Raw genomic sequence first — 22,432 nt, 5'->3', positions numbered from 1 at the left:
AAGCATCTATCTTATAAATACAAAAGCACCTTTTAGTTTAATACTAAAAAGTGCTTTTGTATTATACTCCTGGCAGATCTAAGAATCTTTTTCAGCAGACGATAAAATGAGTATAATCCGATAGCTCTAGAATAAATATTAAGGAGGCGAAAGGCCTATTACTCCTTCTATTCAATACCTAACCTAAGATAACTCAGCGGTATCGACTTAATAATATCCGTGGCAATGGTTCCTCTCTTTTTATCCGCGGAGGCAATCTCTCCTGATAGTCCATGATGAAATACAGCGCACAGGGCTGCATTCTCAAAAGAATAGCCTTGGCCTAAGAACGAAGTAATCATACCTGTAAGAATATCACCGGATCCTCCTGTAGCCATATGCTTATTACCAGTGGAATTAAAAAACTGACGTCCATCAGGAAAGGTAATACACGTATGAGCTCCTTTCAATACAATGATAACCTTATGCTTTTTAGAAAAGTCAGAAGCTTTTTGCAATCTATCTTTATGATTTTTACAGTGCCCAGCGAGTCGCTCAAACTCCAACAGATGGGGCGTCAATATACTTCGATCCGCAAGCAAACTAAGTTGCTCGGGATGTTTCGCCAGGATATTTAGACCATCTGCATCCACTACTATTGGGCCTTTATATTTGGTCAGGAATCCTCTCAAAAATTCAGCAGTAGTGTCATGGGTCCCCATTCCAGGCCCTACGCCCACAGCGTCAAACCGATCAAAATTATAACCCAAATAATCTGCATCGATACAGTCAGAATCCTTCTTGGCCCATACTTGCGCTTCAGGAAGTGAGACCTGCATAATATCCACTCCACAGCCCGGCACCATACAACAGGCCAATCCACTGCCCGTTCTTAAAGCAGCCTCAGAGCTCATCCGAATAGCACCCATAGACCCAAAACTGCCACCTACTAACATTACTTTTCCAAAGTCACCCTTATGAGAAAACCGACTAAAATTCTTATGCCTTAAGGCAATATCTTTTTTCTGTACATAGAACTTACCTTCGGAAAACTGGCTCAGGTAAAATTGATTGATTCCTATATCTACTACTTTCAATTGTCCTACATAATTAGCATGCTCCGGGAAGAGCAATGAAAATTTTGGAGACTGAAAACTCAATGTGATATCAGCTATAAACGCATCGCCTGCCAAGCAGTCATCAGATGGAAGTCCAGTGGGTATATCTATGGAGATTTTGGTGAGGCCAGATAGGGAATTGAGCTTATTAACTAAATTCTTATAATCTCCTTCAAGAGGTCGATTAATTCCTACACCAAGTAACGCATCCACCACAATATTCAAATCGTACTCCATATGCGCAATGTCCTCATGGCTCATTGACAATGCAGGGAGCTTATCGGGAAGCAATTCTCTATTTAGTTTGCAATCAGGAGAAGGCTCATTATTCTCTCCCACCAAAAAAACAATTACATCATAGCCCTTACGCCACAGCATACGAGCTATGGCCAGCCCATCTCCTCCGTTATTTCCATGACCACAGAAGATCCCCACCTTGTCATTTCTTTGGTAGTGTCTTTCAAACCAATTACAAAATGCCAAAGCTGCATTCTCCATAAGTTTATGGGAAGAGATTCCTTTGTCAAGGACAAAGCCTTCATCTACTTTTTTGACAGAAATTCCAGAGATGATTTCAAGCATTTCAATTAATTTAAGCCTTAACTAATTTATGATTAGGAAAGGTCACTTTATAAAGAAAGACCATTCCAATTACGAAAAACCCAGCCAAGATGAGGGAACTTTCCCTCATGCTTCCTGTCAATTCTTCGATAAACCCATATGAAAATGTACCTACTACTATCGCTAATTTTTCTGTGACATCATAGAAACTAAAATAGGAGGCGGTATCCTCCGTCTCTCCTGGAATCAGTTTAGAATAGGATGAACGAGAAGTTGCCTGTATCCCGCCCATTACTAATCCCACTACAAAAGCCAACACATAAAACTCATATTCAGAGTGTACGAAGTAAGCAGCAATGCAAATTCCAATCCAAATAAACACCATAATGCATAAGGACAACTTATTTCCATAGTTTTTGGACAACCATCCAAAGAAATAACTGCCACCTATTCCGACCAATTGAATTATTAATATAGTGATAATCAATTTATCGCCCGAGAGTTTGAGTTCTTTATCCCCAAAGGATGCAGCCATATACATGACCGTTTGCACTCCCATGCTATAGAATAGGAAAGAGAGCAAAAACTGCTTAAGATCACCGCGCTGCCGCACCTCTCTAAACACATTAGAAATCTCCTTATAACCCGATAGGAGCAATGAAGTGCTGATTTTTTTTGTACCAGGCTTTTCTGGAAGGTACTTAAAAGGAATCAGAGAAAACCCTATCCACCAAAGCCCGGTTATGAGAAAGGACATTCTGGCCGCTTCTCCCCCATCTTTCAAAAAGAAAAGCTCAGGCATCTGAATCATGACTAAGTTTAAGACTAGCAGTATTACACTTCCAAGGTAACCCAATGAGAAGCCTTTTGCACTTAATACATCATATTCATCAAAAGTACTAATTTCTGGTAAGAAGGCATTGTAGAATACGATGCTACCAGCGTAGCCTACACTGGCAAATACGCTACAGAAAATGCCATATTCGAGATTCTCACCTGTAAAGAAGTAAAGTCCAATACAGGAGGATGCGCCTATCACGGCGAATATTTTCATAAAGGCCAGTTTCTTCCCTCCTGAGTCAGCCATACCGGACAATAAGGGAGAGATGAGAGCAATAAGGAGAAACGAAAAAGAGATAGACCAGGAATACAGAACAGTATTTACGATTTCAAAGCCGAAAAATGTTACGATATCATTATCCTCCCCCTGAGAGGTTACACTATTGAAATAAACTGGAAAAATAGTGGATGTAATGACGAGGCTATAAACGGAGTTTGCCCAATCATACATAGCCCATGCAAACTGGACTTTCTTTTTTGGCGGTTTCATATTGATCAGCAATTGTAATAAACCAAAAAAGCTACCTTATAGACATAAGGTAGCTTTAAATTCATCTAATAGTTAGACTATTATTTGTTTTTACCCACAGAAGCATAAAGGATTTTCCTAGCATCTGCTTCCCTAAGTTCGAACTGAATATCGGCGATAGGGCCCATTTTCACTTCTCTATCTGCTTTCAGGGAAATGGTAATTTGATCTCTTTCTGCCTCAGACAGCTTATCTTTTTCCTGGTTTACCCAAAGTAGAATATCGTTGGTAGTGATAAGGGCATCGTTGGCCTGTATTCTAGGCTCGGTACCATACACACCTGTATTCTTAGGCTTACCGATAAAAAGGTAAGATATAAGCGACTTTTTTTCCAATTTTTGAAGCTGACTAGCTTCAGGCAATTTCTGCGACACCAATAATTCTTGCTCTCTCAATACGGTGGTCACCATAAAGAAAAAGAGAAGCATAAAGATAATATCGGGCAATGCAGAAGTAGGAATATTCTCCTCTGTCTTTGTTTTTTTCTTAAACTTTGCCATAATTACTCTCCTCCTGATTTATCTGGTTCTGCAATAGATATCGCCATTGGGATATTTTCTTTGCCTCTTTCAAGTAGTTCTTTTTCTGCTGCTGATCTATTGGACAAGGTCCTGTATTCATCAGCATTAAGGCCTACACGCTCTGCATAAATTTCAAAATATGCTTTCTTCACCAAATCAAGTACCTCCAGGTATAGCTCATAGCTGGTACCACGGTTGGTCTTGATTGAAACTACGGCTTCATTAGGATGATCAGAAGACTCAGGATCTCTTCCAGCTTGAGCCTTCAATGAAGGCGGCAAGCTATTATAAAGATCAATATTCGCCTGATCTGGCGACCCAAAATTAAGAACAAAAGCCTTAATTTCTTCATCCAGCCCTTCGGTATTATCTCTGAAATCATCCTCCACCAATAACTGATCATTTGAGTTAATCAGAATCTTGAAGATATTCCTTTCATTTTTTTGAATATCCGGTGGCGGCACATTAGGATCCTGCTTTGGAGGCAGGATATTGGTAATACCTTTGTCAGAAGCAATTGTCGTGGTTACAAGAAAGAAGATAAGCAGCAAGAAGGCGATGTCCGCCATGGATCCTGCATTTACCTCCTGACTCATTCGGTTTTTCTTTCTTGCCATTGCTAAATTACTTTATGAGTTTATTTACTTCAGTTACTGCTATACCTACTAAAGCGAGGCCAGACAGAATATATGTGGTGAACAAAATGCCACCCACTGCTTTCGAAGCGCTTGGAGTAAGGTTAAAAGGTGCTACGGCGTACTTTGGAAGTACTTCATCGCTTGCAATTGAATAAGCGATAAAGAACAACGCTGCTACACCAATAAGACCCGCACCCATCTTAAGCAAACTCTGAGGGTTATCGAATGACTTGATTAAGGGCATTAAAACTGCTGCTAGTGCACCCAATCCAATCAGCAGATACCCTACATATAACATTATATCGTAAGAATCCATATGATTAAGTTCTTTGGTTGGTTGTAAAATTATTCGTTCTGTAAAGTGCTTGCACTAACTATTACTTAGTCAGCTTGTGCTTCACTAGGATATCAACCAAAGAGATGGAAGCATCCTCCATGTCATTAACCAAAGAATCAATTTTAGACACACAATAGTTGTAGAACAACTGAAGGATAATCGCAACGATCAAACCAGCTACTGTAGTCAAAAGGGCGATTTTGATACCACCGGCCACTAGGGAAGGAGAGATATCACCAGCTGCTTCGATGGAATCGAAGGCACCAATCATACCAATTACTGTACCCATGAAACCAAGCATAGGAGCCAATGAGATGAATAGGGAGATCCATACCAGACCTTTTTCCAAACGACCCATCTCAACAGAACCATAAGCAATGATGGATTTCTCGACCATCTCAATGCCTTCTGAATATCTCATCAAGCCTTGGGTAAAGATTGAAGCTACTGGACCTTTAGTGCTCTTAGTCACATCCTTAGCAGCTTCGATGCCACCTTGATCCAATGCATCTTCCACTTTAGCTAAAAGCTTCTTAGTGTTGGTCGTTGCTAGGTTAAGAGTGATAATTCTTTCCAATGCAACTGCAAGACCGATAATTAAACAAATCAATACAGGGGTCATGTAGGTAGGATCACCTTCGATGAACTTGTCTTTGATTACCTGGTGGAAAGGTTTCTCTTCAACAACAATGTCATCTTCGACTACTACTGGTGCTGGAGCAGGAGCTGCTGCTTCCTCTACCATTTCTGTACTGTCTCCTGCAGAAGCTTCTTCTGAGGCGTCTTGTGCTTTTGTGATAACCGGAGAAATAAGCATTCCGGTAAGCATGAACAAAGCGATTAACTTTTTCATAATTTAGTTTTTAATAGACTTTAAATAAAGGTTAAACGGTTTCTAACTTTAGTATTGAGCTTTTAAAGATATAATTTTTTCAATTCAAAAGACAAGGGAAGTAGCGATATTTTTTTTCAACTTTATCGGTATCCACTCGTTTTTGGATTGATGGCACAATGTAACTATCTTTTTATGAACTAAAAAAGCTTTATTTCATAAGATATTATTTATTCGCAAATTTATCTATCAATTCCCCCCTCAAAACCCTCCTTTCCTTCACTTTCCGTAATAATTCCTCCCAAAAACAACCTATATAAAAATATAGAGATTTTCATTGCCTTCCCCTTTTTCTCCAAAAAGTATCCTTCTCCTCAAAATCCCAGCCTTCTCCTTTTCGACAATCCTTTCTTCCACCTGTAAATTTTGACCAATATTATGGTGAATCTCCCAGCCCCCACTCCAGTCTCTGTACCCTCACTTTCGGCAGAGGCTACATTGCCCTCAGCCTCTACCCTTCCTTTGTTCAATACCTATAAGGTGTCAATCCTCACCTTATATATAGGCTTCATCTTTTGCTCCTTATTCACCCTTATTCCAGCGCCAGCCTGATCCACCATAATAGTATACCATAAAGCGACAAGCCTGATCAGCGAAAATGGTAATTATCACTTGATCTATCTCCAAACCAAATTCTAATCACTACTCCTTATATTACTCTATGATTTGATGGTTTTCGGTGGTACAATCCAACCGGCATTCTGAGAATCCCTTGAGAATCTTCGGATAGCCCCATAGAAAATGGAGACCACAAAAGAATAATAATTCATATACCTCAGCATTTGCTACCTATAGTATAGTTGCAGAAGTCATCCCCCTCCTCTTTTCTTACCAAGGTCTCTTGATTCCATAATTCTAAAAGGTAGTTAGCTCTCACCAGTAGGATCATCGCAGCAAATTCATGGGGTCTAAAATTATTGAAGATCTATGCATGCTTCCATTGATGATGTTAAGGTAGGCACTGAAGAAGGTCCATTCTTTGTCTCAAGAATCCTGAAAAACGAAAAATTGACTATTGACGAACCTAATCAAACTCCCTATGCTAGGATGAAGAGTAGCTAGACCCATTCTTTATTGCTGCTCAAAGTGACGCCCTATTTCATTTTCAACACTTCTATAAATATCCATCATTGGCTTCACTATTATTCTGTTTCAGAACAGAAATCTTACCGAAATTATCCAAAGCAAGTTTTATAAAAATGTTTTTGTAAGAGTAGGCCATTCACTCGAGTAAGTCATACTAAATGACCTGATCGATTTTTTTTTTGTAATTTCACTTTACCCTAAATCATCTTCAAATTAATTAAAAAAGTGAAGTGGAATCAGGAATTAACATTCAAACTACTTTTCTCTCTATTCCCACGGAGAGTAAAGTGTGGCGACTGAAAAAGTTCTATATTCTGTGATTGTGCAAATTCTTCTAACTGAGAATATTCTATTGTAATGCTTTTGAAAATGTCAAGCTCAGTTATATGAATTATTTTCTCTACAAAAATTTGGTATAGGGATAAAGAGTAAAAATGCAATAAGTAAAGATTTGGCTTTTCCGAGGGTGTAAGATTACGCTTTCCTCTCAAAAAAAGGTTTAAGCAGGTCAGTTTCGGTGGTATTGAAAATTAGGAATGCAAACCAAAACACACCCTAAATCGCTACTGATTTCGCTATTCACTCAAAATAAAAAACCCTAACCATCAATATTTCAGATAGTTAGGGTTTTAATATGTAGAGAGGAAGGGATTCGAACCCTCGATACCCTCACGAGTATACACGCTTTCCAAGCGTGCGCCTTCAGCCACTCGGCCACCTCTCTGTCTATTGATTTCGTTTAATCAAGGGCACAAAATACGAGAATAAAAACAGCATCTGCAAGCAAATCAAGGCTTAATTACCCCTAAACTTTTAGATTTTTATCGAGGCTTAGCCCCATAACCCTTTATCCTATTGTATATCAATATTTTATAGACAATAGGACTTGGAATCAAAACTGAAAAATATTTATTACTTGGGTTTTAGGTGCTGGTCAGGGACATTTCACCAGCCAATGGGCTTACTAGTTTTTTGCGAATTTCGTTTTCATCTGCCTCATTCGCCAGCAAAAACATCATTTTACATATCGCAGCTTCTGAGGTGATATCGCCGCCGCTAAGCACCCCAAGGCGCTTCAGCTCCTTGCTGGTTTCATACCGACCTTGGATCACGCGCCCGCCATTGCATTGGGACACATTCAATATGATGATCCCCTTCTCCACCGCACGCTGGATGCATTTTATAAACCATGGCTCCGTAGGACTGTTTCCTGAGCCGTAAGTTTCCATGACCACTCCACGCAGCCCCTTAGTATTGAAGCAACTGTCCATCATCTCTGAAGTGATTCCTGGAAATAGTTTCAGGATCATCACATTCTTATCCAGCTTATTTAGGTATTTGAGTTGGACCCCTTCCTTATAGGGCTTTATGGCGGCATAATTATAGTCAATTACAATGCCCGCTTCCGCAAGAGGCGGGTAGTTTTCGGATTCAAAAGCATCAAAATGGACACTTTGCATTTTCTTAGCCCTATTGCCTCGCAATAAAAGGTGATTAAAGAAAATACACACTTCTGGCACTATGGGCCTTCCATTGGCCTTGGAAATCGCTATTTCTAAGGAAGTCATCAAATTCTCCCTGGCATCTGACCTCATCGCACTAATGGGAAGTTGAGCGCCTGTAAATACCACTGGCTTGGTAAGACCCTTTAGCATAAAGCTTAACATGGATGCCGAATACGCCATGGTATCGGTACCGTGAAGTACAACGAAGCCATCATAAGTATCATAATTTTCATAGATAATATAGGCCATATCCACCCAGTGCTGCATATTTACATTGGAGCTATCGATGGGTTCGGGAAAAGAAATCACCGTAACAGCGATATTCAAATTCCCAAGGTTAGGGATCTTTTCAAGAATCTGCCCAAAGTTAAAAGGCACCAAAGCACCTGAATCATCATAGGCCATCCCCAGGGTTCCCCCAGTATAGACGATCAATACAGATGATTTTATTTCACTTTTGGCCGCGGTATTTAATCGGACGATCTTATAATTCATTGCTCAGATCGGTTAAAGACATAATTAGCATTTCTATTTGTGACTTCAGCCACCGTTTGTAGCGTATTCTCGGTGAGATCTCCCACCCTTTGGGCAATTATAGGAATATACTCAGGGGAATTTCTCTTTCCTCGATAAGGAACCGGGGCAAGATAAGGCCCATCGGTTTCCAAAACTAAATGATCCAGTCCTATTTCTGGCAATACCGCATCTAATCCTCCATTTTTGAAGGTAGAAACCCCGCCAATCCCTAACAAGAACCCCATTTCTATGATCTTCTTTGCCTGCTCCACTGATCCTGAAAAGCAATGGAAAATCCCCGTCAACTCGGCAGTATTAAGCTGTTCAATAATTTCAATGGTCTCATCTATCGACTCCCGGCAATGCAGCACGATGGGTCTATTCTTCTGCTTTGCCCATTCCACTTGAATTTTTAAGGCCTCGGCCTGGTAGCCAAACAGCGACTTATCCCAATACAAATCGGTACCAATCTCCCCAATGGCGACGAAGTCCCGCTTCCCCAGCCAATCTTCCATCACATATAATTGTTTCTCAAAATCCTTCTTCACATCGCAGGGGTGAAGGCCCATCATAGGCACGCACACATCAGGGTACCGGTGTTCCGCCTCCATCATAGCGTCTATAGATTCAACGTCCACATTGGGCATGTATATTTTATTTACCCCAGCAAGCTTACACCTTTGGATCACCTCATCGCGATCTTGGTTATACTTTTGGGAATAAATATGAGCATGTGTATCAACAAATTGCATTAGTATCTCCTCTCTTTCCATTTGACTTTCGAAGGCCAAAAATAATACACTATTGTGGACCACGAAATTCCTATAAAATAAAGTTCGAAAATAAGTAAATCCTGTAATGGAATCCTAATATCTACTTTTTTACCCAATCCCCTTATAAATATCACCTGTAATATCAATTTCACTAGATAAAAACCCACTGAAATCCAGCCATACCAAATAAATAACAGCCCACAAAACACTGGAAAAAAAACCATCATCAGCAATAGCGCCTTCCAATACAAAGGCAAATCCATCGCTCCACTGCTCCAACGCTTCCTTTGGTCCAGCAACTCCGCCAATGTTTCCTGGCTTTTGGTCTCCACCCTGCTGTTCTTTTCAAACTGAATTGCCGGAAAAAACCCATGCTTTATCATCAAGCGCGCCATCTCAAAATCCTCGGTAAGCGAAAAAGGGCATGCGGGAAAACCTCCTACTTGAACATACGCTTTCCGAGAAATCATCATATTATTCCCTACTGCGGTCAGGCTCTTGCCGCGGTCTGCAAGGACCTTTACGATGCCCAATACCAACATCCAATCGACCGCCTGCATCCTTGACCACAGGCCCTCTCGCTTCACAGCGGTAAAACCCACCAGTAAGCCTTGCTCTTCATCGTAAGCACTTAGCATTGCCTTTATCCAGCCCGAGCCAGGGCGACAATCAGCATCTGTAAAGAAAAAATAATCCCCAGTCGCCTGCTCTGCCATTTGGGACAACACCCTTGCCTTTCCATTGAGGTGAGAGAATACCTCCTGCCCCACAGTCACCTCCACTCTCCCTGGATGGTCGCAAACCCAGCTTCGGATGATTTCGCCTGTGCGATCCGTACTATCGTCATCTGCCAATAGTATTTCCAACTTGTCCATAGGATAATCCAAGCTTTCCAGAGATTTCAGGCAAGCGGGCAAACTATATTCCTCATTCCTCGCAGGAATCAATACACTTATTTTGGGCCAGGATAGTGGCTTGGTAGTTTTCGAATGATTTTTAAAGCCAAGTTTTAAAAACAAAACCATCAAAAGGAATTGAAGCAAGGCCAGACCAGTCAAAAGCAAGATGAGCTGAGCCATCATAACAATGAGGTACGATATCCCTGAGCCAGGACAAAATCCAGGTAGCAAGGAAGAAGCTGCGGGATTTTCTTCATGGTTTTTTGTTGATCATGAAAGACTATAATAGACCCCTTCCGGGAGTATTGCTGAGTCTTCTTCAGGCAGCGGTCTGCGGAAAGTGCTGGGGAATAGTCACCAGAAAGCACATCCCACATAATTATGGAATAGTCCTCCCGGAGGATACGTCCCTGACTGGATTTTATTTGGCCATAAGGAGGCCTAAATAGCTTCACCTCTTCCCCTGTGGCGTATTGAATCTCTTGAGCACAGTTTACGATATCTTCGAAATAGAGCGTATCAGCCGTCCTTCGGCCATTGAGATGATGATAGGTGTGATTTCCGACTTGATGGCCACGCATCACCACTTCTCTGGCTAGAGCAGGGTGTTTACGGACATTGTCTCCTACCATAAAAAAATTAGCCTTCATGCCTCTTAGCTCCAGCTCATCCAGAATATAATCGGTGACGCCAGGCACAGGCCCATCATCAAAGGTTAGGTAAATCTCCTTTTCCTGTCTTGATTTATGCCAAATATAATGCGGAAAAAACCTTTGGATGAAGGAAGGTACATAATGGATCAGCATAGCCAGTGCTATTTGAAGCGAATACTCAATAAGGTGACATCATCTCGGCGTGGGATATTGCCAGCAAATTCATCAAGCTTGATAAAGAATTGCTCATGAAAAACCTCTGGATCCTCGCAAAGATGCTGATTGACATAGTCAAAGAAGCGGTCATCGCCATATTCCTCATCTTTCTCATTAAACACTTCTGTCAGCCCATCGGTAAACATATGGATGGTGAAGGTCGATAAGCCCGATCGGGAGCCCTGCTCCAGAAAGGGTAATTTCGGAAATGCCCCCAAAATGGTGGTGCCTGCATCCAGAAACTCACTTTTATTCTGATCCTCATAGCACAGTACCGGCGGATTATGCCCCGCATTGATATAATGAAGCATTCCTGTTTTTCTATTGAAATGCCCTAGGAAGAAGGTAATGAAGCGCTCTCCCTTTGTATTTTCAAAAAGGGTGGTATTCAGCTGCTCGGCGATCATCTTCAGATCTGAGGTGCTTCGCAGGAGTGTTCTCAAAGCTGCCTGAAAGTTCGACATTAGCAAGGCTGCCGGCATCCCTTTTCCAGAGACATCGGCAATACAGAAGAAATCTTCATCGGCTGACTTAGAGATAAAATCGTAATAATCACCTCCTACAGTGCTATGGGGAAAATAGGTCACCTTGGCACTAATCCGATCGGTATCAGGTAGATTGGAAGGAAACAGCATACGCTGCACATTACTTGCTATCTCCACTTCTTTCTTCAGTCTTTCCTGCTCCAGCTGACGTCTAGCGAAGCGCTTGTTCTCCAGTGCCACCACTAGTATATTGGTGAGTGCCTGGGTAAAATCCAAGTCGAGGTCCTTCTCGGCATCCTTGGTTTTCAACAGAAGAATCGCCAGCATTTTATCCTTATGATATACGGGCACATAGATATCCAGCTCGGTAAAGGAATATTCGGGAGGCATTACTAAATTCAATTTCCCAATTTCCCTATTATCATCTACATCGGTATAGGGAATGAGTTTGGGGATTTTTTGCTTTACTCCATGTTTTACCCTTTCTTCAAAACCTTCCTCCTGATTAGCAACATATAAAACCAAGGCCTTAATATTAAGGTGTATGAGGCAGGTAAATTTAAAGATATTGAGCAAGACAGACTCATCTTTATTCTCATTGATGGCCTGAGTGATTTCAAGAAGAGCCTTTAGCTCAAGTTCTTTTCTTTGATATTTTACCGTTTCTGTAATCAAAATCGAGAGATTTATTATAGGGTATTATGGGCAAGCAGCCCCTTTTTAGTTGCGAGGAAATAATATTCTTTCCCTGCCTCTGTGAGGTCTATATCCCCATGCAATTCCTGGTCAGGATTGATCAGGCATTTGATATATTCCATCTTTAGCAACTGCTGCAAGGTACTCAAAAGTAAACCATCTTCCCAGCCTAATTCGCCTTTTAAGTAATCATAAGACTGGACAAAATACAATTCATCCAGTAAGTCAAATTCGTCTTCACTCATAGTCTCAGGCTTGTTTCTTTGCTTGTATCACCGGCCGGCCTTTCCATGTGGGCTGGCTAAACCAGGTGCCTATACCCACCAAAAATACATAAAAAGGATGAATAAAACTGGCCAGGAGCACATCCATCATCTTCCAGCGAATCTGCCAATAGCGAAAAGGGAAGGTCAAAACATATATTTCTACCATCAGCTTACTTCCCCACCAGACAGCAAAAATCTTCCAACCCTCATTCCCTGACAGCAGCCATCCAAAGGAAGCGATATTCATCAGTCCAAAAACAAAGCTCAATAAAGCCGCGAGGGCATTGACTTTACTCCCAAAGCCTCTCCACTTCCCCGCCCATCGGATGCGCTGGCTCATAAGATCACCAAGGGAATCGGCGGCAGTGGTCCATACTAGAAGCCTTCTATCCAAGCTATACTTCACTGCCTGATTCCCAAAAAACTGCTGCACTTTCCTAAGTAAAAACGCATCATCTCCAGAGAGCAGATTTTCATTTCCCAAGTATCCCTTCAGGTGGTAAAATGCCTCCTTTCGGTAAGCCAAATTGGCCCCGCTACACATCTGCGGAGATTTCGTCTTAAAGAAAAAATTAGTTAATAATAATACACTGGACCATTCCACATACTGAAATCGCCGCAGCCAGCCTTCCCCCCGCTTAGTCAATACAGGCCCAGCGACAAGCTGAATTTTTTCATCATCAAATTCCGACAAAAATGCCTGAACCCAGTCCTCCGGCAGGCTGCAGTCAGCGTCTGTGGTCAGGATTATCGAAGAAGTCGCCAGCGTTACCCCCGTAGATAGCGCCGCTTTCTTGCCTTCCCCAGCGCTTTTAATCAAGGTAATATAACCCAACTTCCACTTGGCCACCTCTTCCTGAAGCCATTCATAGCCGCCGTCTTCGCTATGATCATCGATCATAATTACCTCTAGCGAGGAATAGGATAACTTCTGAATACTCGTAAGCAGCTGAGGGAGATGATGACGCTCATTTCTAAAGGGCACCAAAACGGTGGCAGCATACTTTACGCTGTGAATCTGGGGCATAGCCTTCCCTTTATTTTTCTTTGGCCAATATCTGGCTAAGAGAATTAAAAAAGACAGGTAAATGATACCTAGCCCACTAAAGAAAATCAATGGAATATTCATGTCCATGCAGGGAAAACCACTAAATTGCGCCAATGAGCAAAATAGCGAAAAAGGCGGTGAAAGAGCAAATCATTTTGGGAATTGATCCCGGAACCAATGTCATGGGCTATGGGCTGATTATTGTAAAAGGGAATAAATATGAAGTCATACAGTACGGTGTCATCCATCTCAAAAAATACGGAACCCATGAGCTGAAGCTCAAAAAGATCTTTGAGCGAATCACAGGAATCATCGATGAATTCCTTCCTGATAAGGTGGCCTTGGAAGCTCCTTTTTTTGGGCAAAATGTCCAATCGATGCTTAAGCTTGGCCGTGCCCAAGGCGTGGCTATGGCCGCTGCGCTCGCCAGAGATATCCCTATTGCTGAATATTCCCCAAAAAAAGTAAAACAGTCCGTCACAGGAAATGGCAACGCTTCCAAAGAACAGGTCGCTGAAATGCTGAAAACCCTTCTGAATATTGAGACTTTACCGAAACTGCTCGATGCGACAGATGCCCTAGCGGTGGCTCTCTGTCACCACTTTCATGATGGAAGGCTACAGACACGGGGACGCACCGCCGGCTGGAAAGCTTTCCTGGACGAGAACCCTGATCGCGTAAAATAAGATCTATCAAGCCTCCACTTCTACAATACCCTCTGCTCTCTCCTAAGTCAAATCCCCATTCTAGGCATGCAGCCCCTAAATACTGACCCTATAATGAGAGGCCAATCGCACAGAACCTTCGTTACTCGGCCCTATGCGATTGGTTAAGCTAAAAAAAGCACTTTTAATTCGTTTTCAGGAAATTCCTCAGGAAGCTCCACAGCTTTCCGCCAGGAGTCCCTTTGGTCAGCTTGCAAAGATTTACTTCTGATTAAAATGCACCCAGCCTTGTGCCTTCAGCTCCACAGCTGTTTCACTTTTAGTCACAAGGAATTTTCCGCTATCTTCTTTGGTGATATGTCCGATAAAATGAATGTCAGGATGCTTTTCGAGTTTGTCAAAATCCTTTTGATCAATGGTAAATAACAATTCATAATCCTCACCGCCGTTAAGCACACAGGTGATCGGATCCATATTGAACTCCACTGCGGTATCAAAGGTCTGCTTGTCTATCGGCAACTTATCTTCATAAATAGTCACACCCACCTTGGATTGCTTACAGATATGAAATAATTCCGAGGCTAAACCATCAGAAATATCCATCATGGAAGTGGGCACCACCTCCAGATCCCGCAGCTCATGGATGATATCCATCCGAGCATCAGGCTTCAGCTGTCGGCTAGTCACATAGGAATATTTATCCAACTCAGGCTGCATATTAGGATTGGCCATATAGACTTCTTTCTCTCTTTCGAGCACTTGAAGTCCAATTAATGCTGCGCCCAAATCCCCTGTAACACAGACGATATCATTCTCCTTTGCGCCAGATCGGTACACCTCCTTGCCCTTCTCCACCTCACCAATGGCAGTGACAGATATCACCAGGCCAGAACGGCTTGAGGTGGTATCTCCGCCAATTACATCAACATTATATTGCTCTGCGGCGGCATTGATCCCTGCATAGATAGCTTCCACCGCCTCCACAGAAAATCGGTTGCTAAGCGCAATACTCACCGTGATCTGTGTGGGGATAGCGTTCATGGCTGCCACATCTGAGATATTTACGGCTACCGCCTTGAAGCCTAGATGATGCAGTGGCGCATAGGACAGGTCAAAATGAACCCCTTCCAGGAGCAGGTCCGTCGTCACGACCTTTACCATATCTCCGGCATCGAGGACCGCAGCATCATCGCCGATGCCTTTTAGAGTTCCTTTCTGACGTATTTTGATTTGCTCATTGAGTCTTTCGATAAGTCCAAATTCACCAATTGCGCCTATTTCTGTTCTCTTTTCGCTCATATTTTTATTTTTTCTTATGCAAATTTTTAGTATTCCTCCCCGTACTCTAGCGCATCTGTAAAGGGCTCTCCAATAGAATAAGCCTGCTAAATGCCTAACGAAGAATTAAGATCACTTTATTCCTTTTCTGTCTCCAAGTCCTGGCAAAGTTCTACTAATACGCCATTGGTACTTCGAGGATGCAAAAATACAACTAATTTATCATCTGCCCCCTTTTTTGGGAGATCATTCAGCAGTTCAAAGCCCTCCTTTTTCAGGCGGTCCATTTCTGAATAAATATCATCCACGGCAATGGCGATATGGTGAAGGCCTTCATTTTTTTTCTCAAGGAATTTTGCAATAGGACTATCTGCGGAAAGGGCCTCTAATAACTCAATTTTGGTCTCGCCAAGCAGGAAGAAAGCCGTCTGAACTCCCTCTGCTCCCACTTGCTCTTCCTTATAGGAGTCCTTTCCCAGCAACCTCGAAAATAATTCTTTGGAGGTTTCCAGGTTTTTTACCGCTATTCCCAAATGCTCAATTTTTCTCATGGCTGAAATTTGTGTATTTTTGTGGTAGGAATTATTTCTAAGGTAAGTATGTTTCCAAAAATACGCTTACTAATGTCGATATTTTCCAAAGTCAGGAAATAAGCCTTGGCCAAATAATGGTCAGGGCACATAATCCTTAACAGAATATTGGCAAAGAAATTCCTTATTGTTAAATTTATCTCAGCAGAAAAACGCATAAAAATATGATCATAATTTCAGACCAAGCAAAAGAACGGATTATAGAGTTGAAGCAGGAGGAAAACCGAACGGATAATGAAAATATCCGCGTGTCTGTCAAAGGCGGGGGCTGCTCTGGACTGATGTACGACCTAGGCTTTGATGAGAATATCTCTGATAGCGATCAGGTATTTGAGGACAAAGGCCTCAAAATCATCGTGGACAAAAAAAGCCTCCTCTATTTAGCGGGGACGGTTTTGGAGTTTTCTGATGGGCTAAACGGGAAAGGCTTCCAATTTGTCAATCCCAATGCCTCCAGAACCTGTGGTTGTGGCGAGAGCTTCTCGATATAATTCATCACTCCCACGCATTTCAGGTGGAATAAAAACATTAATGCTAAAGGGCTGGGCGGTTACCAGCCCTTTTTTTTTGGCCCTGCTTCTCCCTCCTTTTATTTGAGGAGGCACATTCACTTTACCACTCCAAAGATTTGCTCCTCTTTCCTTCTTGGTTTTTGGCTGGAAGAGATTAAATTTCTACTCCAGCCAAACATAGAGGGTGAAATTCGCAAAAAAGTCTAGGCATACCACTCCATTATTTTCCAGGATAAGTACGAATCCCTATCCAGAATCTGATCAATATATTGCTATCACCACAGGCTCCCTTCTAAAAACCCTTAATAGTGACCGCATCCCTTCTCTTTTCCTGATCGCCGTTGGCTATGTTAGCAGGCATTTATTACCTTTGCCAAAACCGAAAAAAACCCAGGTATATGGAAAATGCGATTAAGAAAGTTGCGCTAAATGACAAGCACATCGAATTAGGAGGCAAAATGGTGCCTTTTGCGGGATATAATATGCCCGTGAGATATTCATCCGATAAGGAGGAACACAATACAGTAAGGAATGGTGTGGGCGTTTTTGACGTCTCTCATATGGGTGAATTTATGGTTACCGGACCAAATGCATTGGCACTTATCCAAAAAGTGACGTCCAATGACGCCTCCAAACTTGTGATCGGTCAAGCGCAATACTCTTGCTTCCCCAACGAAACCGGAGGAATCGTCGATGACCTTATCGTCTATAAAATGGCGGAAGAAAAATACCTGCTGGTAGTAAATGCCTCCAATATCGATAAAGATTGGGAGTGGATCAACCGACATAATGATGTGAAAGCCGATCTGGAAAACATCTCCGACAGCATTTCTCTCTTTGCCGTTCAAGGCCCCAAAGCCACTGCTATCCTGCAGAAATTAAGCCCTGTAAACCTGGACGAAATCAAATTCTACCATTTTGCAGAAGGTGAGTTTGCAGGAAAGAAGGACGTCATTATCTCCGGAACAGGATATACTGGCGCAGGTGGTTTTGAGATTTATGTACGAAATGAGGATGCTATAGCAGTTTGGGACGCTATCTTCGAGGCAGGAGCTGAAGAAGGAATCAAGCCCATCGGGCTAGGAGCCAGAGACACCCTTCGTTTGGAAATGGGCTATTGCCTATATGGTAATGATATCGATGATACCACCTCACCACTGGAAGCAGGCCTGGGATGGATCACGAAGTTCACCAAAGACTTTATCAATAGCGATAATCTAAAAAAACAAAAAGAAGAAGGAGTCAGCAAAAAGCTCGTAGGATTTAAGTTTACCGAAAAAGGAATCCCTAGAGCCCATTATCCTATCGTCACCAAAGAGGGCGAGGCGATCGGAGAAGTGACCTCCGGGACCATGTCACCAAGTATGAATATTGGAATTGGTCTGGGATATGTCGATCTGGAATACGCCAAACCGGGAACAACCATATATATTAATGTAAGGAATAAGAGTATTCCTGCTGTTATTGAAAAATTACCTTTATTAAAAAAATAAATACAATGTCAATACGATGCTGTCTATAATTGCCCTACCTGACCTAATAGAATCAACCCAAGCAAGGCCGCCAGGGGAAGTACTTTAGGTCAGGTAGGGGTAACGATCATCAGATATATGGGTTTTTCCGTGAGGATGAAGAGGGTATTGAGCAGGAAACATCCTCTCTTGCCCCTCCCTACGATTATTTATAGAGAAATCAGAAATATTGACAGCCACTAACCTATCAGAATGAACAAAATCGAAGTTTGCCTTAGCCCTGAATTAATTCATCTCTATGATCTTAAGGGAAAAATTGTAGTGGTAGTAGATATATTCAGAGCCACCTCGACCATGGTCACAGGCCTGGCCAATGGCGTCTCTTCCATCACCCCTGTGGCGGGTTTGGAGACTTGCCGGCAAATGAAATCTCAGGGCTATATTATCGCTGGTGAGCGAAATGGGCAGACCGCCGATGGGTTCGAATTAGGAAACTCCCCTTTGAGCTATCTCAACAATGCTTTTGAGAATAAAAAAATCGCCGTCACCACCACCAATGGCACTTTGACCATCGAGAAATCCAAAACCGATGCCGCAGAAGTTTTGATTGGTGCCTTTCTTAACCTTAAAGCCACGGCAGAATACCTCGCTATCCAAGAAAAAGATGTCATCATTCACTGTGCCGGATGGAAAGGGATGTTCAACCTTGAGGATTCCTTATATGCAGGGGCATTGGTAAATTCCCTAAAGGATCATTTCACTTTTGAATGCGATGGAGCCATCGCCATGAAAGCGCTCTATGAGCAAAACCAAGATGATCTAAAGGGATTCTTAAGCCAAGCCTCCCATGCCAAACGGCTGCAGAATCATAATATTGATGCAGACATAGACTTCTGTCTGACCTTAGACAAATTTGACTTTATCGGTAAACTTGAGGATGAAAAATTAATCAAACACCCCGTCCACTAGCCTAAGGTCCCATAAGAGATACTTCTGTTTCTCTTCTTAGCCAAGGCTTGGGAATCTATCTTCTCGATCAGGCGCTAATCTTTTGGGAAATCCTCCTTTTGGATTTACCTTTGTGCCCCATGGAAAAGCACCTCCAATTCATCCAGACAAAATTGGACCAAATGGCCAGCCAAAACCGCCTAAGATCACTTCAATTCCTGAGCTCGGATTATATAGATTTCTTTTCTAATGACTATTTGGGTTTTTCGACCAAAGGTCTTCTCCATGTCCCCTCCCAGGAAATCAGTAATCAATGGATTGGAGCCACCGGCTCAAGACTGATCAGCGGTAACCACCCTGAGATGATTCAGGTGGAAGAGCAATTTGCCCGCTACCTTCGGGCCCCCTCTGCTTTGCTATACAATTCGGGCTATATGGCCAACACTGGTTTGCTATCCGCTTTAGGGGATAAAAACAGCTGCTTTGTGTACGATGAACATGTCCACGCCAGTATCAAGGAGGGAATGCGCTTAGGCTTTGGCTCCAAAATAGCTTTCAGACATAATGATATTGAGGATTTACAGAAGAAATTAATAGCCCAAAGCAAAAAGGATCTGAAGGTCTATGTGCTTACCGAGGGGCTGTTTTCCATGCATGGAGATGTCCCTCCCATCAGGGAAATCCTAGAAATCTGTGCCAGACATGAGGCTGCACTAATTGTGGATGAAGCCCACGCACTAGGTACCCTAGGGGAGGACAATAAGGGGCTTTCTTATTCTTACGCCGATCATCCCAACCTTTTTGCTCGTATAATTACCTTTGGCAAAGCCGCTGGATGCCATGGAGCCATGGTGCTGGGGTCATGCCTCCTTCGAGAATTCCTGATCAACTTCAGCAGGGCATTCATCTATACCACCGCTCCTTCATCGGATCAGGTAGCCACGATCTCGGCCAGTTTAAAACTATTTGCCGCCAGGACCAATTCAGAAAAACTCTCCTCGATCATCCACTATTATACCGCATTAGTCAAAGAAAAATCAACCGCCTTCTCCCAAAATCCCGGTCCAATCCAATATTGGCAATGTGCGGATATTGGATTACTTAAGCAAAAGGTGGAGAAATTGAAACAAGCAGGAATCAATTGCTACCCCATTCTGTCTCCCACCGTAAAGCCTGGCGAGGAAAGAATCAGAATTATTCTTCATGCTTTTAATACCAAGGAAGAATTGTCCTTACTTATCCAATTATTAGAATCCTGATCCATGAAAAACAGAATATTCGTAACCGGAATAGGTACCGGCGTGGGCAAAACCATCTGTGCCGCAGCCATCTGCAAAACCTTTGGTCATAGCTATTGGAAGCCTGTCCAATGTGGAGATCTGGACCAGTCCGACGCTATTATAGTCAAAAAACTTAGTCCGGAAACCTTAATTCACCCTGAATCCTACCTCCTCAGGACCCCACAGTCCCCCCATCTGGCGGCCAAAATTGAAAATATTAGCATCTCCCTAGGAAAGCAAGACCTCCCTGCCGATTCCAAAATCTGCGTGGAAGGAGCCGGCGGGATCATGGTCCCACTGAATGATGAGCATACCTTTATGGATTTCCTGATAGATTCGCAGCTCCACCCAGTCATCGTGATCAGGCATTACCTTGGAAGCATAAATCACAGCCTGCTGACCCTACAGGGCTTAGTACAGGCCGGAATGGAGGAGTACACCATCCTGTGGAATGGCGTCCCCAATTCCTCTTCGGAAGAAGCGATACTCAAAAGATTTACGCCTTCGGCGCAATATCGGATGGAGGAATGGACCGACCCATCAAGTGCCTTACCAAGAATTCAAAAAATCAGTTAATTGCCAATAATTCGGCCCACAGAAAGATTCGTGAAGTATGAAATATAACCCGCTAAGTATTACCAAAGCCTCCGGCATCAATCCAATAGGCCACTTCTCTTCTGATGAAGCGCAGCGGTATCACAGCCTTAGCCATCACTTTGGCTTAAATGAAAATGGAGATTGGGTGGGAAAAATCGCTCCATCCCTTTGGGAAAACATCAATACATATATCCATATTCTGGGGCATAAGCCTGAGCGATTTCCTGAAGAAGCAAAGGTATTATCTTATCTCCTGCACCATATGGACATCAGTCCTTCCGAGGAGCAGATGATCAATGCGGCCACATCAAGGGGAAGTATTGACTTCCTCTCCCGGATGCAGATGGAGCATCCCTCCGTGCCCGTATGGACCTCGCCTCACTCCACGCTGGGATTTGCAAGCAGCTGGCCCAGCTTACTTCATCCATCCGAATCACCACTCTTTTTCCAGTCTTCCACCTGCAGCAGTTTTGGCTTAACGCTTCAGAATGCCTTTGCCTGGCTAAATAGCGGCATGGCAAGCTCATTTATTGCGGCAGCTGTGGAATGCCCCACTGCCACGCTTACCATAGACCAGATGAAAGCCATCCGTATTTATGCCACAGATCCTGCCGCAGAATATCCCTGTCAATCTATGGATTTCCAAAAAAACCAAAATACCATGGTTCTTGGTGAAGGTGCTTATGCCTTCCAACTAGAAAAAAATGCAGAGAATAGATTAGCACTCCTCAAAAGTGTTGGCTCAGGGATGGAGAAGATCCATCACTCCACCGGCCTATCCGACAGTGGCCAGTGCATCATTCAAGCTGCCAACGCGACGTTTAAGCATTTTCCAAAGGAAGAAATTGACTTGATTATTGGTCACTTCCCAGGCACTAAACTAGGAGATCTGGCCGAACAAAAGGCTTATGAAACCCTCTTTCCAAATAGGCCTTACACCCTTTCTAATAAGTGGAAGATCGGACACTCCTTAGGCGCTAGCTTAGCGGCCAATCTCGACCTCGCCCTAGCTATACTCAAGAATCAGCAAGTCCCCGAAATCCCCTCCTATATCCAAAACTCAGCCTCCGCTCCCTCCAGAATCAATAATATACTGATCTCTGCTTTGGGATTTGGCGGGCAAGCAATCTGCGCGGTGGTGGGGAACTAAATCCCCCGCCTTATTTCAATTTATCATTGTTCTTATGCCTGTCCTTATCCCGGATATTTTTCTTCTCAAAATTCTTCTCCAATGCTTTGGTCAGATCCACTCCCGTCTGATTGGCCAGGCACATCAATACCCATAAGACATCCGCCATCTCATCGCCCAAGTCCTTACCTTCATCACTTTTCTTGAAGGATTGCTCTCCATATTTGCGGGCGATAATCCTGGCCACCTCTCCCACTTCCTCCGTCAAAATCGCCATATTGGTGAGCTCATTAAAATACCTCACCCCAACGGTATTGATCCACTGATCCACCTGGGCTTGTGCTTCTTCTATCGTCATCGTATTTATATTTTACATGAATAAGGCTTGCTCCTACTATTTTCA

General features: G+C 42.9%; 23 protein-coding genes and 1 tRNA gene. 7 read left to right on the top strand and 17 right to left on the bottom strand.

What is annotated here, in order from left to right:
- Positions 1-167: 167 nt before the first annotated feature.
- The 14 genes from B050_RS0109860 to B050_RS0109775 all read right to left on the bottom strand — a co-directional run bounded on the left by B050_RS0109860 (position 168) and on the right by B050_RS0109775 (position 13,537).
- A complete protein-coding gene (locus tag B050_RS0109860) occupies positions 168-1,679 on the bottom strand; it encodes an NAD(P)H-hydrate dehydratase (protein ID WP_018473752.1) in 1,512 nt (503 codons plus the stop codon).
- A 10-nt stretch (positions 1,680-1,689) separates the two neighbouring features.
- Positions 1,690-2,988 carry an MFS transporter gene (locus tag B050_RS0109855; RefSeq protein ID WP_018473751.1) on the bottom strand — a complete coding sequence of 433 codons (1,299 nt, stop codon included), beginning with the start codon at positions 2,986-2,988 and terminating at the stop codon, positions 1,690-1,692.
- An 80-nt stretch (positions 2,989-3,068) separates the two neighbouring features.
- Positions 3,069-3,527, bottom strand: coding sequence for an ExbD/TolR family protein (locus B050_RS0109850; RefSeq protein ID WP_018473750.1), 459 nt, complete (start codon positions 3,525-3,527; stop codon positions 3,069-3,071).
- Positions 3,528-3,529: 2 nt separating this feature from the next.
- Positions 3,530-4,165, bottom strand: coding sequence for an ExbD/TolR family protein (locus B050_RS0109845; protein WP_018473749.1), 636 nt, complete (start codon positions 4,163-4,165; stop codon positions 3,530-3,532).
- A 7-nt stretch (positions 4,166-4,172) separates the two neighbouring features.
- Positions 4,173-4,502, bottom strand: coding sequence for a hypothetical protein (locus B050_RS0109840; protein ID WP_018473748.1), 330 nt, complete (start codon positions 4,500-4,502; stop codon positions 4,173-4,175).
- 61 nt (positions 4,503-4,563) lie between these two features.
- Positions 4,564-5,376 carry a MotA/TolQ/ExbB proton channel family protein gene (locus B050_RS0109835; protein WP_018473747.1) on the bottom strand — a complete coding sequence of 271 codons (813 nt, stop codon included), beginning with the start codon at positions 5,374-5,376 and terminating at the stop codon, positions 4,564-4,566.
- A 1,762-nt stretch (positions 5,377-7,138) separates the two neighbouring features.
- A tRNA-Ser gene (locus B050_RS0109810) sits at positions 7,139-7,225 on the bottom strand.
- Positions 7,226-7,424: 199 nt separating this feature from the next.
- The gene (locus tag B050_RS0109805; RefSeq protein WP_018473743.1) at positions 7,425-8,501 is read right to left on the bottom strand and encodes an asparaginase; all 1,077 of its coding nucleotides are present in this window, start codon (positions 8,499-8,501) and stop codon (positions 7,425-7,427) included.
- The gene (locus B050_RS0109800; protein WP_044202216.1) at positions 8,498-9,274 is read right to left on the bottom strand and encodes a TatD family hydrolase; all 777 of its coding nucleotides are present in this window, start codon (positions 9,272-9,274) and stop codon (positions 8,498-8,500) included. Before B050_RS0109800 ends, B050_RS0109805 begins: the two co-directional genes overlap by 4 nt.
- Positions 9,274-10,377 carry a glycosyltransferase gene (locus tag B050_RS0109795; RefSeq protein ID WP_018473741.1) on the bottom strand — a complete coding sequence of 368 codons (1,104 nt, stop codon included), beginning with the start codon at positions 10,375-10,377 and terminating at the stop codon, positions 9,274-9,276. Before B050_RS0109795 ends, B050_RS0109800 begins: the two co-directional genes overlap by 1 nt.
- The gene (locus tag B050_RS0109790) at positions 10,374-11,000 is read right to left on the bottom strand and encodes a polysaccharide deacetylase family protein (RefSeq protein WP_018473740.1); all 627 of its coding nucleotides are present in this window, start codon (positions 10,998-11,000) and stop codon (positions 10,374-10,376) included. Before B050_RS0109790 ends, B050_RS0109795 begins: the two co-directional genes overlap by 4 nt.
- An 8-nt stretch (positions 11,001-11,008) precedes the next feature.
- Positions 11,009-12,223 carry a PP2C family protein-serine/threonine phosphatase gene (locus B050_RS0109785; protein ID WP_018473739.1) on the bottom strand — a complete coding sequence of 405 codons (1,215 nt, stop codon included), beginning with the start codon at positions 12,221-12,223 and terminating at the stop codon, positions 11,009-11,011.
- A 14-nt stretch (positions 12,224-12,237) separates the two neighbouring features.
- Positions 12,238-12,489 carry a hypothetical protein gene (locus B050_RS0109780; protein WP_018473738.1) on the bottom strand — a complete coding sequence of 84 codons (252 nt, stop codon included), beginning with the start codon at positions 12,487-12,489 and terminating at the stop codon, positions 12,238-12,240.
- Between the two features lie 4 nt (positions 12,490-12,493).
- Complete coding sequence (locus B050_RS0109775; RefSeq protein WP_157492680.1) at positions 12,494-13,537, bottom strand: glycosyltransferase; 1,044 nt, start codon at positions 13,535-13,537, stop codon at positions 12,494-12,496.
- A gap of 134 nt (positions 13,538-13,671) precedes the next feature.
- Between B050_RS0109775 and ruvC the strand changes: the two genes are divergently transcribed.
- Positions 13,672-14,244: a crossover junction endodeoxyribonuclease RuvC gene (gene ruvC / locus B050_RS0109770; RefSeq protein ID WP_018473736.1), complete on the top strand. Its 573-nt coding sequence runs from the start codon at positions 13,672-13,674 to the stop codon at positions 14,242-14,244.
- Positions 14,245-14,484: 240 nt separating this feature from the next.
- On the opposite strand, the gene thiL is transcribed toward ruvC, so the two are convergent.
- Both thiL and mce read right to left on the bottom strand, forming a co-directional pair.
- Positions 14,485-15,522 (bottom strand): thiamine-phosphate kinase, encoded by a 1,038-nt coding sequence (gene thiL, locus B050_RS0109760; protein WP_018473735.1) that lies wholly within the window; start codon positions 15,520-15,522, stop codon positions 14,485-14,487.
- 116 nt (positions 15,523-15,638) lie between these two features.
- Complete coding sequence (gene mce, locus B050_RS0109755; protein ID WP_018473734.1) at positions 15,639-16,052, bottom strand: methylmalonyl-CoA epimerase; 414 nt, start codon at positions 16,050-16,052, stop codon at positions 15,639-15,641.
- A 203-nt stretch (positions 16,053-16,255) separates the two neighbouring features.
- Between mce and B050_RS0109745 the strand changes: the two genes are divergently transcribed.
- The 6 genes from B050_RS0109745 to B050_RS0109715 all read left to right on the top strand — a co-directional run bounded on the left by B050_RS0109745 (position 16,256) and on the right by B050_RS0109715 (position 22,050).
- Positions 16,256-16,582, top strand: coding sequence for a HesB/IscA family protein (locus B050_RS0109745; protein WP_018473732.1), 327 nt, complete (start codon positions 16,256-16,258; stop codon positions 16,580-16,582).
- 419 nt (positions 16,583-17,001) lie between these two features.
- Positions 17,002-18,096, top strand: coding sequence for a glycine cleavage system aminomethyltransferase GcvT (gcvT, locus tag B050_RS0109735; protein ID WP_026235772.1), 1,095 nt, complete (start codon positions 17,002-17,004; stop codon positions 18,094-18,096).
- Positions 18,097-18,327: 231 nt separating this feature from the next.
- Positions 18,328-19,044, top strand: coding sequence for a 2-phosphosulfolactate phosphatase (locus B050_RS0109730; RefSeq protein WP_018473730.1), 717 nt, complete (start codon positions 18,328-18,330; stop codon positions 19,042-19,044).
- A 119-nt stretch (positions 19,045-19,163) separates the two neighbouring features.
- The gene (locus B050_RS0109725) at positions 19,164-20,282 is read left to right on the top strand and encodes an aminotransferase class I/II-fold pyridoxal phosphate-dependent enzyme (RefSeq protein WP_018473729.1); all 1,119 of its coding nucleotides are present in this window, start codon (positions 19,164-19,166) and stop codon (positions 20,280-20,282) included.
- Between the two features lie 3 nt (positions 20,283-20,285).
- Positions 20,286-20,879, top strand: coding sequence for a dethiobiotin synthase (gene bioD / locus B050_RS0109720; protein WP_018473728.1), 594 nt, complete (start codon positions 20,286-20,288; stop codon positions 20,877-20,879).
- A gap of 37 nt (positions 20,880-20,916) precedes the next feature.
- Positions 20,917-22,050 (top strand): beta-ketoacyl-[acyl-carrier-protein] synthase family protein, encoded by a 1,134-nt coding sequence (locus B050_RS0109715; RefSeq protein ID WP_018473727.1) that lies wholly within the window; start codon positions 20,917-20,919, stop codon positions 22,048-22,050.
- A gap of 10 nt (positions 22,051-22,060) precedes the next feature.
- On the opposite strand, the gene B050_RS0109710 is transcribed toward B050_RS0109715, so the two are convergent.
- Positions 22,061-22,387: a nucleotide pyrophosphohydrolase gene (locus tag B050_RS0109710; RefSeq protein ID WP_018473726.1), complete on the bottom strand. Its 327-nt coding sequence runs from the start codon at positions 22,385-22,387 to the stop codon at positions 22,061-22,063.
- Positions 22,388-22,432: the final 45 nt, after the last annotated feature.

Source organism: Echinicola pacifica DSM 19836, from assembly GCF_000373245.1.
GTDB lineage: Bacteria > Bacteroidota > Bacteroidia > Cytophagales > Cyclobacteriaceae > Echinicola > Echinicola pacifica.
The sequence above is the reverse complement of the archived record's forward strand: the minus strand, read 5'-3'. Positions and strand labels throughout refer to the sequence as shown.